10 protein-coding genes are annotated in these 13,914 nt (G+C 52.2%); 4 read left to right on the top strand and 6 right to left on the bottom strand.

Going from position 1 to position 13,914, the window contains the following annotated elements; all coding sequences use genetic code 11:
- Positions 1 to 6: 6 nt before the first annotated feature.
- From ydiJ to MED297_RS16245, 5 genes are all read right to left on the bottom strand, one after another.
- The gene (gene ydiJ / locus MED297_RS16225) at positions 7 to 3,051 is read right to left on the bottom strand and encodes a D-2-hydroxyglutarate dehydrogenase YdiJ (RefSeq protein WP_008046832.1); all 3,045 of its coding nucleotides are present in this window, start codon (positions 3,049 to 3,051) and stop codon (positions 7 to 9) included.
- 144 nt (positions 3,052 to 3,195) lie between these two features.
- The gene (locus tag MED297_RS16230) at positions 3,196 to 3,603 is read right to left on the bottom strand and encodes a CBS domain-containing protein (RefSeq protein ID WP_008046833.1); all 408 of its coding nucleotides are present in this window, start codon (positions 3,601 to 3,603) and stop codon (positions 3,196 to 3,198) included.
- Positions 3,604 to 3,781: 178 nt separating this feature from the next.
- Entirely contained in the window at positions 3,782 to 5,503 is a 1,722-nt protein-coding gene (locus MED297_RS16235; protein WP_008046834.1) for a proline--tRNA ligase, read from the bottom strand.
- A gap of 89 nt (positions 5,504 to 5,592) precedes the next feature.
- A complete protein-coding gene (locus MED297_RS16240) occupies positions 5,593 to 6,009 on the bottom strand; it encodes a VOC family protein (RefSeq protein ID WP_008046835.1) in 417 nt (138 codons plus the stop codon).
- Between the two features lie 8 nt (positions 6,010 to 6,017).
- Complete coding sequence (locus MED297_RS16245) at positions 6,018 to 7,121, bottom strand: GNAT family N-acetyltransferase (RefSeq protein ID WP_008046836.1); 1,104 nt, start codon at positions 7,119 to 7,121, stop codon at positions 6,018 to 6,020.
- A 298-nt stretch (positions 7,122 to 7,419) separates the two neighbouring features.
- On the opposite strand from MED297_RS16245, the gene MED297_RS16250 reads away from it, so the two are divergent.
- The 4 genes from MED297_RS16250 (at position 7,420) to tyrR (ending at position 11,301) form a co-directional block, all read left to right on the top strand.
- The gene (locus MED297_RS16250) at positions 7,420 to 7,845 is read left to right on the top strand and encodes an HIT domain-containing protein (RefSeq protein ID WP_008046844.1); all 426 of its coding nucleotides are present in this window, start codon (positions 7,420 to 7,422) and stop codon (positions 7,843 to 7,845) included.
- A gap of 150 nt (positions 7,846 to 7,995) precedes the next feature.
- Complete coding sequence (locus tag MED297_RS16255) at positions 7,996 to 8,526, top strand: phosphatase PAP2 family protein (RefSeq protein ID WP_008046845.1); 531 nt, start codon at positions 7,996 to 7,998, stop codon at positions 8,524 to 8,526.
- Positions 8,523 to 9,590: an MJ1255/VC2487 family glycosyltransferase gene (locus MED297_RS16260; RefSeq protein ID WP_008046851.1), complete on the top strand. Its 1,068-nt coding sequence runs from the start codon at positions 8,523 to 8,525 to the stop codon at positions 9,588 to 9,590. The genes MED297_RS16255 and MED297_RS16260 overlap by 4 nt, the downstream gene beginning before the upstream one ends.
- 157 nt (positions 9,591 to 9,747) lie before the next feature.
- Positions 9,748 to 11,301, top strand: coding sequence for a transcriptional regulator TyrR (tyrR, locus tag MED297_RS16265; protein ID WP_008046853.1), 1,554 nt, complete (start codon positions 9,748 to 9,750; stop codon positions 11,299 to 11,301).
- On the opposite strand, the gene MED297_RS16270 is transcribed toward tyrR, so the two are convergent.
- Complete coding sequence (locus MED297_RS16270; protein WP_008046854.1) at positions 11,295 to 13,880, bottom strand: EAL domain-containing protein; 2,586 nt, start codon at positions 13,878 to 13,880, stop codon at positions 11,295 to 11,297. The genes tyrR and MED297_RS16270 overlap by 7 nt on opposite strands.
- Positions 13,881 to 13,914 lie beyond the last annotated feature (34 nt).

The following is a 13,914-nucleotide window of genomic DNA, read 5'->3' on the forward strand; positions in this document are numbered from 1 at the left end:
AAAGCATCACCCGATAAGCTGAGTCAGCACCTGTTGAAGCGGGTGCAACAAGATCTGCTGGTCAAGTCGTTTTACCTGACTGCGGCAAGAGTAACCCGTTGTCACGAGAGTTTCCTGATTGGTATCTGTGGTGATGACCTCTCGCCAAGAGAGATCGTAAATAGCCTCAGACGTTTCCCTGTTTCGCGTTTCATGGCCGTAGGTGCCGGCCATGCCACAACAGCCTACTGGAATGACCCGGCATTGCTGATTCAGTAAGCCCAGTACAGTGACCCAGTCCTGAATGCTTGAGGCCGCATTGGTTTTCTCGGTGCAGTGCCCAAGCAGTCCAACCTGGCCGGCGCTTACTTTTGACGCCGCGGCTTTTAGCCGATCGGGGTGTTTGACTAAAAATTCCTGCAGCAGGTCCACTCGGGGGACGGCTTCGTCTACGTACTTTGCGTATTCGGCGCGATAAGTGAGCGTCATCGATGGGTCGATACCGACAAGCGCGATGCCACAGTCTGCCAGTGCTTTCAGTTTTCTCTGGTTGCGTTGAGCAATCCAGCGGAAGGTGTGTAGGAACCCATGAACGTGCAAGGGTTTTCCGTTAGCGGCATAGGGCATCATCCAAACTCGGAACCCCAGTGCCTGCAGGCAGTCCACAATGTCCATCACCACATGCGTTTCAAAGAAGCTGGTGAAAGCATCCTGCACGATGATGACCGAACGGTTTTTTTCGGAGTCGCTGAGCGCCTGCAACATGTTCGCATCAGCATACATGACTTTTCGCTGACGCAGTTCTTTACGGAAGTTCATCGGATGGATTAATGGACTGTCGACCATACCCGCGACTGACTTCAATATCGCTTTAATCACAGACCAGCGCATCAGCGTGTTATACAGACTCTTGAACGGCTGTGTCACCAGCAGAGGAATAATGAACTCCAGCATGCCGATAAAGTAATCTTTTAACGGTCGTAGGTAGCGGCTGTAATAAAGTTGCAGGAAACGAGCCCGGAACTCTGGGACGTCGACTTTAATCGGGCATTGTCCTGTGCAGGATTTACAAGCCAGACAACCGGCCATCGATTCGGCCACTTCATGGTTGAAGTCATACTGTCCGCGGGCTTTCTGCCAGCTGTGATAGGCACGGGGTATAAAGTGCAACAACGGTAGCTTACGTTTTTCAGTGCGTTGCAGTGCAACGGTATTCTGCCCTTGTTTATCAAGCAGTCGCAGCCATTCCCGAATCAGCGAAGCCCGGCCTTTGGGTGAATGCTTGCGTTCTCGGGTCGCTTTCCACGAAGGGCACATGGCATCGGCCGGATCATAGTTAAAGCAGGCACCATTGCCATTGCAGTACATGCCGTCGCCGAACTGAGTCCAGTTTTCGAGAGAAATGGTGCGGTCTAGCTCTCCCCGTGTTGTTGCCTCATCAATCTTAATCAACGGGATACTGTGATGATGAGTGGCGATCTTCCCGGGGTTTAATTGGTTAAAAGGATCAAAAGCACGTTTGATGGCCTGCAGTTCCGGATATAAATCGCCAAAGAACTCCGGTGCAAACTCAGAACGCAGGCCTTTACCATGTTCGCCCCAGAGCAGACCGTTGTATTTTTTGATCAGTTCAACGACCTGGTCGGTTATCGTTCGAACCAGTGCCATCTGCGCCGGATCTTTCTGATCCAGCGCAGGACGGACATGAAGTACGCCGGCATCGACATGTCCAAACATGCCGTAACGCAGGTTGTAATGATCCAGTACCGCACGGAACTCCATGATGAAATCAGCAAGATTTTCCGGTGGCACCGCCGTGTCTTCAACAAACGGGATAGGACGCGCTTCGCCTTTGGCATTCCCCAGTAGCCCAACCGATTTTTTGCGCATCGCCCAGATTTGTTTGACGTTATCCGTGCCCATTGCCACCGAATGACCCAAGTAACCAGAGCTGGCCTGTTCAGCGAGTTGCTGAGTCAGGCGATCGATACCGGCCTGCAGATCGGCTTGACTGTCGGCGGTGTATTCAACCAGGTTAATACCTTTGATGGTCTGACCATTGGCATCGAAGAACTCACTGACGGAATGCCAGATGATGTCGCCTTGGGCCAGTTCCAAAACCGTCGAATCAATGGTTTCAATAGACGTGGGTTGTGCGCCCATGAGCGCTTGCGCATCGCGAAGTGACGATTCAAAGGAATCGTAGAAAACGTTGACCAGTGCCGAAACTTTTGGAATCGGCAGAACATTTAACTTGGCTTCGGTAATGAAGCCCAGAGTGCCTTCAGAACCGCAGAGGATGTTATTGAGGTTAAATTGGCCATCATCATAAATGTGGGCCAGATCGTAACCGGTCAGGCAACGGTTAAGTGGGGGAAACTTCGCCGCGATATCGTCTTTTCGTCGTTGATAGATATCGTCAACCGTGGCGTGAATCTGCCCGATACGATCGGTGCTCTGCCGCTGGTGCAACAACTGGTCATCGGACAGCGGGCCGCTGACCAAACGGTCGCCGGAAAGCAATATTGTTTCCAGTGACAGCACGTGATCTCGGGTTTTACCGTACAGAACGGAGCCTTGCCCACTGGCGTCGGTGTTGATCATGCCGCCAATGGTTGCCCGATTACTGGTGGAAAGTTCTGGCGCGAAGAATAACCCATAAGGTTTAAGCGCTGCGTTCAGTTGGTCCTTGACGACCCCGGTTTGAACACGAACCCAGCGTTCCTCCGGATTGATCTCGAGGATACGGTTCATGTGTTTGGACAAATCGACAACGATGCCATCGGTCAGGGATTGTCCGTTGGTGCCGGTGCCGCCGCCACGAGGTGACAATACAATCGATTGCCATTGATCCGTGGCCGCAAGCCGGGTCAGGGTTTGAATGTCTTCAACGCAAGCCGGATAGACGACGGCTTGAGGTAACACCTGGTAGATCGAGTTGTCCGTGGCCAAAACGGTTCGGTTAGCGTAATCCGGACAGAGTTCACCCTGAAAACCTTCGGCGGCAACGGCCGATAAAAAGTCCAGATACTGTTGTTGAACGTCAGTCAGGTGATGTAAGCGCGCGAGCATGGCAGGATACCGATCATCATAAGCAGGCCGGTATTTTAACGGATTTGTCAGCTAATACGAGTTGAGAGGCCGAAAAATGAAACTGCAGATAGTGAATCAGACTCTTGCGCCGGAGGGATGGCCGGCGCAAAAGCGAGTAGGGACTTACTTATGGCTGGTGGCTTTTAACAGGGCCGTAATCACGTGTGTCCGGTTAATGACACCGATGAGACGTCCGTTTTCACAAACCGGATACTTTTTCGGCTTGTTGCCGCACATCAATTGCGCCATATCGACGATCGACATGCTGGGTTCTGCAAACAATACTTCATGTTTCATGACATCGCGCACCAGTTCACGCTGGTCGTCGTAATAGCTGTCACTGATCATGTAACGCAGACAATCCTGCTCAGAAATGTAACCCACTACCCGTTGATTTTCATCGACAACAGGTGCGCCAATGAGCTTGGCATTGAGCATTTTTTCGACAGCCTGAGGGATCGTTGTATCCGGAGTAACGGTCAACCGAGCGGGGACCATGCAATCTGCAACGGTTAAAGCTTGAACACTCATGAGCAGTTCCTTTTTGTCATTATATAGGCGGACATCAGGCATTCGGGCCGGTTGCGCTAATGACAACTGGCGCTGAAATCACACTGATCTCATGAATTTATAGTAGTCTTGAAAGGCGAAAGTGTAAATCGAAGCATTCGACGAATGCTCCGATTTGTGCGCCCGATTTGGCAATCTATTAAGCCGATTGTTGTTGGATGTGCGCCAGGATGTCGGTCAGGGCAATTTCCTCTTTGTCACTTGCCCGACGTGCTTTGTATTCGACTTTACCGTCGGCCAGGCCACGGTCACTGACAACAATACGGTGCGGCACACCGACCAGTTCCATGTCAGCGAACTTCACGCCGGGGCTGGTTTTTTTATCCCGATCATCGAGCAAGACGTCGTAACCGGCAGCCTGCAGGTCGGCGTACAGTTTTTCGGCCACTTCCATCACTTCCGGCGACTTATGCGCGTTCAGCGGCACAATGCCAACATGGAATGGTGCAATGGCGTCCGGCCAGATGATGCCGTTTTCATCGTGGTTTTGTTCGATGGCGGCAGCGACGATTCGAGTCACCCCAATACCGTAACAGCCCATCTGCATCGCCTGACTTTTACCATTCTGATCCAACACTTCGGCTTTCAACGATTTGGAGTAGGTGTCGCCTAACTGAAAGATGTGGCCCACTTCAATGCCTTTCAGGATTTTCAGCGTACCTTGGCCATCCGGGCTGGGATCGCCCTCTACCACATTGCGCAGATCTTCAACGGCCGGTAACGCGACATCGCGCTCCCAGTTAATGTTGAAATAGTGTTTACCATCGATGTTCGCACCGGCGCCGAAGTCGGACATCTTGCTGACGGTACGGTCAATAATGCAGGGGACCGAAGCGTTTACCGGTCCTAATGATCCTGGGCCTGCGCCCATGACAGCCCGGATTTCTTCATCGGTGGCCATGGTCAATGGCGCGGCAACCTGCGGCAGTTTTTCGGCTTTGACTTCGTTGAGTTCATGGTCGCCGCGGATCAACAACGCGACGAGGTCGCTGTCCACTTCGTCACTGGCTTTAACCATCAGGGTCTTGACGGTTTTTTCGATCGGCAGACCGAACTGAGATACCAGGTCTTCAATGGTTTTGGCGTTGGGTGTATCGACTTCTGTCATCTCAGCCGTCGGTGCGGCCCGTTCACCGGCAGGCATCGGCGCTTCGGCCTGTTCTATGTTGGCGGCGTAGCTGCTGTCGGTGGAGTAGACGATGTAGTCTTCGCCGGAATCGGCCAGTACCTGAAACTCATGAGATGCGCTGCCGCCCATGGCGCCGGTATCTGCGAGGACGGGCCGGTAGTCCAGTCCGAGACGATCAAAAATACGACAGTAGGCTTGATACATGTTGTCGTATTCTTTGTTTAAGCACTCCTGATCAACGTGGAAGGAGTAACCGTCTTTCATGACAAACTCACGCGAGCGCATAACACCGAAGCGTGGGCGGAACTCATCACGGAACTTGTTTTGAATCTGATAGAAGTTCATCGGTAACTGTTTGTAGCTGGTCAGCTCGTTACGGGCAATATCGGTAATGACTTCTTCGTGGGTTGGGCCGTACACAAAATCACGCTGATGGCGATCCTGCATTTTCAGCATTTGGCCTTCCATCTTGTCGATACGTCCGCTTTCTTCCCACAGTTCGGCCGGCTGAATGGTCGGCATCAGAACTTCCTGAGCCCCGGACCGGTCCAGTTCTTCACGGATGATGGTTTCAATTTTGTTCAGAACCCGCCGACCTGTTGGCAGCCAGTTGTAGAGCCCAGAGGCCAGTTTGCGGACCAGGCCGGCACGCAGCATGAGTTTGTGGCTCACAATGACCGCATCAGCAGGGGTTTCTTTGACGGTCGCCAGGAGGTATCGACTCGCGCGCATTGAGCGTTCCTTTTTAAGTATTCGGGTATAAAAACAGGGCAGGCATTGTAAACGGAAGGCCTGCGCCTGAAAAGCGCAGGCCGGAGGGCTTACCAGTGGCCGGTGTTTTCCATGCTCGCCCAGGGTTCCGCCGGTGGCAGATCATCGCCTTTCTGTAACAGCTCGATGGAAATGTTATCCGGGCTGCGGACAAAGGCCATGTGGCCATCCCGTGGCGGACGGTTAATGGTGACGCCCCCATCCATCAAGGTCTGGCAGGCTTCGTAGATATTGTCGACCTGGTAAGCCAGGTGACCGAAGTTGCGTCCTTCATCATAGTCTTCCGGGTCCCAGTTGTGCGTCAGCTCCAACTCGGGGGCGCCTTCTTCTGTGGCCAGGAATATCAGTGTAAAGCGGCCTTTCGGGTGGTCAGTCCGACGAATTTCTTTCAGACCCAACAGGTCGCAATAAAAGTGCAGAGAAGCGTCAACATCTTTGACGCGAACCATGGTATGCAGGTATTTCATGAATGGCGTTATCCTTGATCGTCGGTACATTTAAACGGCAACGCGGCCTGAGTGTGTGCAAAATAATCAGCCGTCATCCGAGCTTCTTCGTCACAGAAGTGTTTGGCGGCCTGAAAAAATTCAGGATGCTGAAGCCAATGATACGAGTGGGTGTAGGTCGGTTCAAATCCACGGGCAATTTTATGCTCGCCCTGCGTACCAGGGTCGAATCGTTTCAGCTGGTGTTTGATGCAGTACTCGATGCCCTGGTAGTAACAGGCTTCGAAGTGGAGGTTGTCAATCTCACTCAGGCAACCCCAGTAGCGACCGTACAGGGTGTTCTGGTCTTTAAAGAACAGGGCGCCGGCGACGGGGTCGCCGTGCTGCTCGGCCATGACCAGAACGATCTGGTCCGCCATGGTGTGCCGGATCTGATCGAAAAAGGCGCGATTCAAATACCCGGCCCGACCACGCTTTAAATAGGTCGCGTGGTAAAAACGGTAAAAAGCGTCCCAGTGATGATCGCTGATCTCAGAACCTTCCAGGGTGGCTAAGCGTATGCCCTGAGCCGCCATCGAGCGCCGTTCGCGGCGGACATTCTTTCGTTTTCGAGATGAAAACCGATCCAGAAAATCGTCAAAGTCCCGATAGTCTTGGTTGTACCAATGAAACTGAACATCGGTGCGCCGCAGGAGTTCTGTTTCATTCAACAGCCTTTGCTCAGAAGGGTTGGGGAACAGTATATGGAAGCCACTCAGGGATTGTTGAGTGCACAGACTTTTCAGGGCGTGGCTGATCAGGTCTGCGTCCGCGGCGGTTTCGGCCCCGAGTAAACGTGGTCCCTGGCTTGGCGTAAACGGCGCCGCAATGATGAGCTTCGGATAGTAGTCCAGATGGTGCTGCTCATAAGCCTGTGCCCAGGCCCAGTCAAAGACGTACTCTCCCCAAGAGTGCCCCTTAAGGTAAGCGGGTAGGTAAAGACGATTATCCAGCTCCAGATGCTGAGCCTTCCAGCCGTCTTCGGGTTCGCAGACGTGGCTATCGTTTAACGCCGCCAGAAAGGCCCGGCTGATGAACGGGTTTTCGCTGTTTGGGGCTGTTTCCGGCCATTGTTCATGCAGTTTCAATTGCATTGTGAGTGACATTCCTGAAGGTCGGACCGTTCATTGTAGTGGCAGTGCCGGATGAAAAGACAGACCCGCTGCTGGGTATGTCGCCGTTGAATCTGTGAGTAGTTACGATGTGTCTGGCTTGCTGGATGTAAGCGGGGGCAGAAGCGCTACACCGTTGTTAAAGGTACATCTGCCAGCAAAGCGCTTGGAATACCGACTATTGAGGATGAAAATGCCTGTCAGTGACCCTATATTGTTGAATTAATCGAATTAAACGGTAGAGTTGTGCCAGTTTTGAACAGCTTGTCAGGAAAAGGTCATGTTTGAGTTGGATTACCGGTTGGAAAACGACTGCGTGGACATCGGTTCCCTGCCACTGTGTCGCATCTTGTTAATGAAGGACGCGAACTACCCTTGGATCATACTGGTGCCTCAGCGCGAGAACATCAGTGAGATCTTTCAACTGGATCTCGACTCGCAGGAACAGTTGATCTGGGAAAGCTCCTTTGTTGCTGAGCGACTGATGTCGGCATTTGATGGCGACAAAATGAACATCGCAGCGTTGGGCAATGTCGTGCCCCAGTTGCATATTCACCATGTGGTCCGTCGCGAAGACGATGCGGCCTGGCCAAATCCGGTGTGGGGTGCCGTGCCTCCAAAAGCCTACCAGGCCGCTGAGCTGGATCAGCGAATCCGCGTGCTCCGCGAAGCGCTGCAGACTTCAACGTTTAAGCCGGCCGTATAAACACGCCTTCTGGCCGGTCTTTCTCACCGGCCAGCTCATGAACGTCCTGTGATCCCCTGGCACCGGGCGTTGTCATTAAATCTTCATCGTCCTGACCCGGAAGTGACATACGTAACTGAATAATGATCCCTATAACAAGGGGGATGCGTTATGCGTTGGTTGGAGCCGGTTCAGCAGATAGACCTGTCATTGTTTAAGTGGTGTATGGCCCGTCGCCGTCGGGAAACCCTGACCGCCATTGGTCGTGCGGTATCCAGGACCGCCGATGGCTGGCTGTATCTGGTCTTTATTGTGGGTTATGGCGCTCTGGAATGGTCGGAAGGTAATGCCTATGTGCGGCTGTTTGTGTCGGCCTTCCTGATCGAGCGATTGATCTATTGGGTGTTGAAAAACAGCTGCCGACGCAACCGCCCGGCGGATGCCATTCACGATTTCACCAGTTTCATTATTCCTTCGGACAAGTTCAGTTTTCCATCCGGCCACACCTCAGCGGCCTTTCTGTTTGCCGTGCTGGTGGCCTCTCAGTTTCCCTCGCTTTTGCCTCTACTGGTCTTTTGGGGCGTTCTGGTGGGGTTGTCGCGAGTGTTTCTGGGCGTCCATTTTCCCACGGACACCCTGGTCGGGGCGGCATTGGGCAGCACGGTCGGTTTCGTCGTTCTAACATCAGGAGGTGTGTTTTGAAGCTGCTTTATGGGGTTCAGGGGACTGGTAACGGGCATATTACCCGCGCGCGGGCCATGCAGGCAGCGCTTGCGGTAAAAGGCATCGAGGTCGATTGGGTGTTCTCCGGGCGTGAACGGAGCAAATTTTTTGATATGGAGGCCTTTGGGGACTTTAAAGTCTTTAAGGGACTGACGTTCGCAACGAAGTCCGGAAAAATCGATTTGCTGAAGACATTTGCCGAAGCCTCCTTGGGGCAGATGTATCAGGATATTCGTACGCTCGATTTGTCTCAGTATGATCTGGCCGTTACTGATTTCGAACCGGTGGTTGCCTGGGCAGCCAAAAAACAAGGGTTGCCGTGCATTGGTATTGGCCATCAATATGCGTTTGACCATGACATTCCAAAGGCGGCACATTCTTTTGCCAGTGACGCCATTATGAAGTGGTTCGCCCCGGTTTCACTGGGTGTTGGTGTTCATTGGCATCACTTCAATCAACCCATTTTGCCGCCGATCATTGAGGCGGATCATCCGACTGACGTGGTTCGGGTGAATCGGACATTGGTCTACCTGCCATTCGAGCACAGTGCCTCCGTACTGAAGACATTGCAGTCAGTGGATCATGCCTTCGTTTTTCATTGTGCGGACATCGAACCCGGACGGTATTCAAATGTGGTTGTGAAAGGGTTTTCCCGCGACGGCTTTAAGGACAGCTTGCACGCCACCGATGGTGTGATCTGTAACGCGGGCTTTGAGCTGGCTTCCGAGGCTCTGAGCTTGGGGCGACGCCTGATGGTAAAACCCCTGAAAGGGCAGATGGAGCAGTCATCCAATGCCCTGGCACTGAGTCAGTTGGGTTTAGGCTTATCGACACGCAGTATCGATACGGCAAGCCTTCAGCGCTTCCTGGCGCAAGCAGTGGTCTGTCAGGTGAATTACCCGGATGTGCCTGAGTTACTGGCGCGCTGGCTGATGACTTTTCCTGAGCAATCACTTGATGAGTTGGTCAAAGTGGCCTGGCAAGGGGTTGAGCTGCCTCAGGTGGCGAGTCCGCATGATCGTCAACCTGCGCTGACAGCTTGAGGACGATGATCCAAAATTGAACGCCAATAGCACTTAGTCGTAAAGTCTGATTGACAAAAATGGCGATTTCGTGCAATTTGCTCTCCTGCAAATAATTAATTACAAGAAATAATGGGCGCTTTAAGGGCGACCCATGTCTTTGTCGGAGAGAACGGACATGCGACTTTACATCCGTTGCGAAGAGCGCCTGGGCATCTGCGCGGAAATTTTGGATATTCTGGTCAATCACGAAATCGACCTGCGTGGGATCGAAATTGACCCCAGCGGGGAGATATTTCTTAATTTTCCAACCGTGGAGTTCGATGAGTTTCAGCACCTGATGCCGGAAATACGGCTGATTCCCGGTGTGCATGACGTTTCCCTGGTGCCCTATATGCCGAAGGAGCGTGAGCAACAGGAAATGCGAACCTTGTTGCAAACGCTGCCAGAACCGGTGATTTCCATTGATTCACGAGGATACGTTGTTATTGCCAATGAAGCGGCTCTGGACATTCTTCAGCTGCCGGAAGACGAAGTTCGTCGGAAACTGCTGAAGAACTGGGTGCGCGGATTTAACTTTAATAAATGGCTATCCACAGAAGATCCGGAGTCGGAGTCGGTTCATCTGCAATTCAAAGGTCGTACCTTCCTGGCCGACATTTATCCTGTGCACATTGAAAACGACGAAGAAGGCATGCTGTTTGCCGGCGGTGTCATCACCTTTAAGTCGCCGGAAAAACTGGGTCGCCAGATGACGGCCTATCATAAGCAGACCGGTCAGTTCGAAATGATCATCGCTGAAAGCCAGAGCATGAAGCGAGTAATACGACAGGCCAAACGAATGTCGGGTTTGGATGCGCCCTTGCTGATTAGCGGTGAAACCGGTACCGGTAAGGAGCTGTTAGCCAAGGCTTGTCATCAACACAGTCTGCGCAAAGACAAGCCGTTTTTGGTGTTGAACTGTGCGGCGTTACCCGATGATGTCGCCGAAAGTGAGCTGTTTGGTTATGCGGCCGGTGCTTTTGAAGGGGCCACCACCGAAAAGAAAGGCATTGTTGAACTGGCCGAAGGCGGAACCGTCTTCCTTGATGAAATCGGCGACATGTCCCGCCTGCTGCAAAATAAATTTCTGCGTCTGTTGCAGGATGGCTCCTACCGGCGTGTTGGTGACGAGCAGGAATACACGGCGGACGTACGGATCATTTGTTCGACGCAAAAAAATCTGCTGGAGTTGTGTCAATCTGGCGAGTTTCGTGAAGACCTATATTACCGGCTCAATGTTCTTACGCTGCATATTCCGCCGTTACGCGATCGTAAGTCCGATGTCATTCCTATGGCTGAGCGCTTTATTGCCCGCTTTGCGGAACCTCATCGTCAACGCGTCCGGATATCTTCGGCTTGCCAGAATGCTTTGCAGCAATATCCGTGGCCCGGTAATGTCCGGCAAATGGAAAACGCCTTGTTGCGCGCCGTTTCGCTGGTGGAAGGGGATTTATTGGAACCCGAGCACTTACAGTTGCCCAGTTTCTCAAGCGGTTGGGGATACGTTGACGAAAGCTTTGAAGGAACGTTAGAAGAGGCGATGAAACGCTTCGAATCGGAGTTGTTAAAGCGGTTGTATCCGGCTTACCCAAGCAGCCGACAGCTCGGCAAAAAACTGGGTGTGTCACACACCGCGATTGCCAACAAACTGCGCGAATATCAAATCGGTAAACACGCCGAGAGTCAGTGACGATCTTCCCGCAGCGTTGACGTGGTTTCTGCATCAGATTTCGCTGCGTGTTCACTCAAGGGGCCCTGTTGCTCATTGAGCCAGGCTTGATAGTCACTGAAGGGCATCGGACGTGCAAAGCCGAAGCCCTGTAATTTATCGCAACCCAGAGCTTTCAGTGTTTCGGCGGTCGCATCGTCTTCGATGCCTTCTGCCGTCACAATCAGTTTCAGTTTCTTAGCCATGGACACCGTCGCGGATACGATCGTTTGGCGTTTTGGATCGTTCAGCATGTCGGTGACAAAACTTCGGTCAATTTTCAGTTCTGAAAAGGGATGTTCGTTCGCGTAACTGAGCGATGAATAGCCGGTACCGAAGTCATCAATGGCAAAGAGAAATCCATGATCCCTCAGTTCGGTGAAATTCTGCTGAAAGACGGCCTGATCGGACAAATGCATACTCTCCGTGACTTCCAGGGTGAAAATGTCGGCGGGTAACCCGGTGCTGTCCAGCAGACCAATGACGTCGGATGAAAATCCCCGATGGGATAAATCGTTTGCCGAAATGTTGATGGATACGCGGATACCGCAGTAGCCCAATTGTCGCAGTGTTTTGGTTTGCGAAAACGCAGCGCTCAGTACCCATCGGGTCAAGCTGCGAATCAGGCCGGTTTGTTCTGCGATGGTGATGACATCAATGGTCGGGATCAAACCTTCGGTCGGATGATGCCAGCGCAGCAGCACTTCAGAAGCTCGGTCTTCAGGTTGCGTTAAACTGATTTGCGGTTGGTGGTATAACTCCAGATCGCCCGCTTCGATGGCATTCACCAGATCCTGAGCGAGGCGAACATGCAGCCCCTGGCTTTGAACTTCCAGTGGCTGGTAAATGTGATAGGCCTGTTGACTGGTTTTAGCGGTCTGCAACGCGTGGCGAACCTGTCTGAGCAGTTCTGTTGCCTGAGTGTTGTTTTGTAAAATCGCGCCGGCAAAATGGCATTGAATGCGAAATGGCAAGGAGTCTGGCATTGGATTGTAGTTATCGCGCTGACTGAGTGCTTTCAATGTTGCATCCAGATGGGAACGGCTGTGATTATCCATCAGAAAGCACAGAATCTCGCCACGCAACACGGCGCAATGTCGATGATGAACAGACTGATCATCAATGGTATGCAGATGTCCATAGCCACTCAGTTCGGTATCAAACGACTGACTGATCGCGTGGAACAGATCACTCATTTCCTGATCCCGAAGGTAGGGGCGTATGGAATCCAGATTTGAAATTTCAATGGCAACTAACGTCAGGCGCGGTTCGATGCTCTGAGCCATCGATGTTTTTATGGCCTCTTTAAGCAAGCCGGTGTTGGCCAGTCCGACAACTTCATCATGAGTCGCCTGATAAAGCCTGACTTTTTCGAGGGTCGAAAAACGATCCGCCAGGGCCATCGAAATCAGCGCCATTTCCAGAACAATGGAAAACAAAAAGGCGTGGCGTGTCAGGAAGCTGTACTCAATGTCACCGCTGAATAACAGGAATGCGATAGCGCCACCGATATACAGAGGTAGCCAGGAAATAATGTAGTAACGTGTCCAGGTAAGTTTTTCCGGTATCCGGTAAAGGATCATCGCCATCACTACGACATAACCCACGGCTTGAATGAATGGGTAGATCTGCGCCTCGATGTGTTCCGGAGCGACCAGGGTGAATGCCAGGTAGATCCATAACGCATGACGAACGGTCAGCATGACTCGGGATAATGGTCCCTGTTCAGCCGAGTAACGCAGGAAGCTGCTCGCAAACAAAAAAGTCATTAAGGTAGCCAGCGCGTTCAGGCTGATGATGTTGGCAGACAACCACTGTTGCAGTGAGCGGGGAAACAGGTAGTACCCGTAACCATGCGCCACCCCTAATAACAGCAGAAGTGAAAAGATATAGCCGGAGTAGTAAACATAAGTTTCGTCTTTCAAACCCATGTACAACACCAGGTTATAAACCACCATTAACAGGATGATGCCGCAGAACGACCCCCAGATCAGATGGAGGCTTTGTTCCAGTTGGTTGAACCCATCTGCGGTCAGAATGGTCACGGGAACGATGGGCGCGCCGTTAGTCTGCGCTTTGATATAAAAGCGCTGGGGGATATCGGATAGGCGGAACGGAACATGAGGCAGCATCAGTTGCAGACGAACGGGGTTTTGCGTTTGATCTCCGGTCACCAACAAGGGTTCAGGCAACCCATCAGCGTTGGTGCTGAAAACCTCGAGACGATTAATCATTGGGTTGTCCAGAACTAAAACGAGGTCCCGGGCAGAGCTGGTTTGGTTATCTAGGGTAATGCGGAGCCAATAGGTCTGATCACTAAAGCCTAACGGGATCTGATTCCAGTCACTGCCGGTAAAGGCCGAATCCGGCAGGCGAAGGAGGTCAGCAACCGCGACCTCCTCTTTCAGATAAGCAAACTCGTAGGACAGTCCGCTGGGCGGATCACTCTGAGCCTTGGCCAGATCCTGCCAATGGTTCAGCAGATACATCAGTACCGTTCCAACGAAAATCGTCAGAGTGATCGCCATCAGTACATGTAATGGTCGGTGGTACCAACGCATGATCCCAGCCAGTCAGATGCCTTTTTTGACTATA

This window comes from Reinekea blandensis MED297 (genome assembly GCF_000153185.1).
Classification (GTDB): domain Bacteria; phylum Pseudomonadota; class Gammaproteobacteria; order Pseudomonadales; family Natronospirillaceae; genus Reinekea; species Reinekea blandensis.

Coding starts and splice junctions, on each gene's coding strand:
- MED297_RS16230 (WP_008046833.1), bottom strand. CDS start 3,603: ATGAGTGTTCAAGCTTTAACCGTTGCAGATTGCATGGTCCCCGCTCGG.
- MED297_RS16240 (WP_008046835.1), bottom strand. CDS start 6,009: ATGAAATACCTGCATACCATGGTTCGCGTCAAAGATGTTGACGCTTCT.
- tyrR (WP_008046853.1), top strand. CDS start 9,748: ATGCGACTTTACATCCGTTGCGAAGAGCGCCTGGGCATCTGCGCGGAA.
- ydiJ (WP_008046832.1), bottom strand. CDS start 3,051: ATGCTCGCGCGCTTACATCACCTGACTGACGTTCAACAACAGTATCTG.
- MED297_RS16255 (WP_008046845.1), top strand. CDS start 7,996: ATGCGTTGGTTGGAGCCGGTTCAGCAGATAGACCTGTCATTGTTTAAG.
- MED297_RS16235 (WP_008046834.1), bottom strand. CDS start 5,503: ATGCGCGCGAGTCGATACCTCCTGGCGACCGTCAAAGAAACCCCTGCT.
- MED297_RS16270 (WP_008046854.1), bottom strand. CDS start 13,880: ATGCGTTGGTACCACCGACCATTACATGTACTGATGGCGATCACTCTG.
- MED297_RS16245 (WP_008046836.1), bottom strand. CDS start 7,121: ATGCAATTGAAACTGCATGAACAATGGCCGGAAACAGCCCCAAACAGC.
- MED297_RS16250 (WP_008046844.1), top strand. CDS start 7,420: ATGTTTGAGTTGGATTACCGGTTGGAAAACGACTGCGTGGACATCGGT.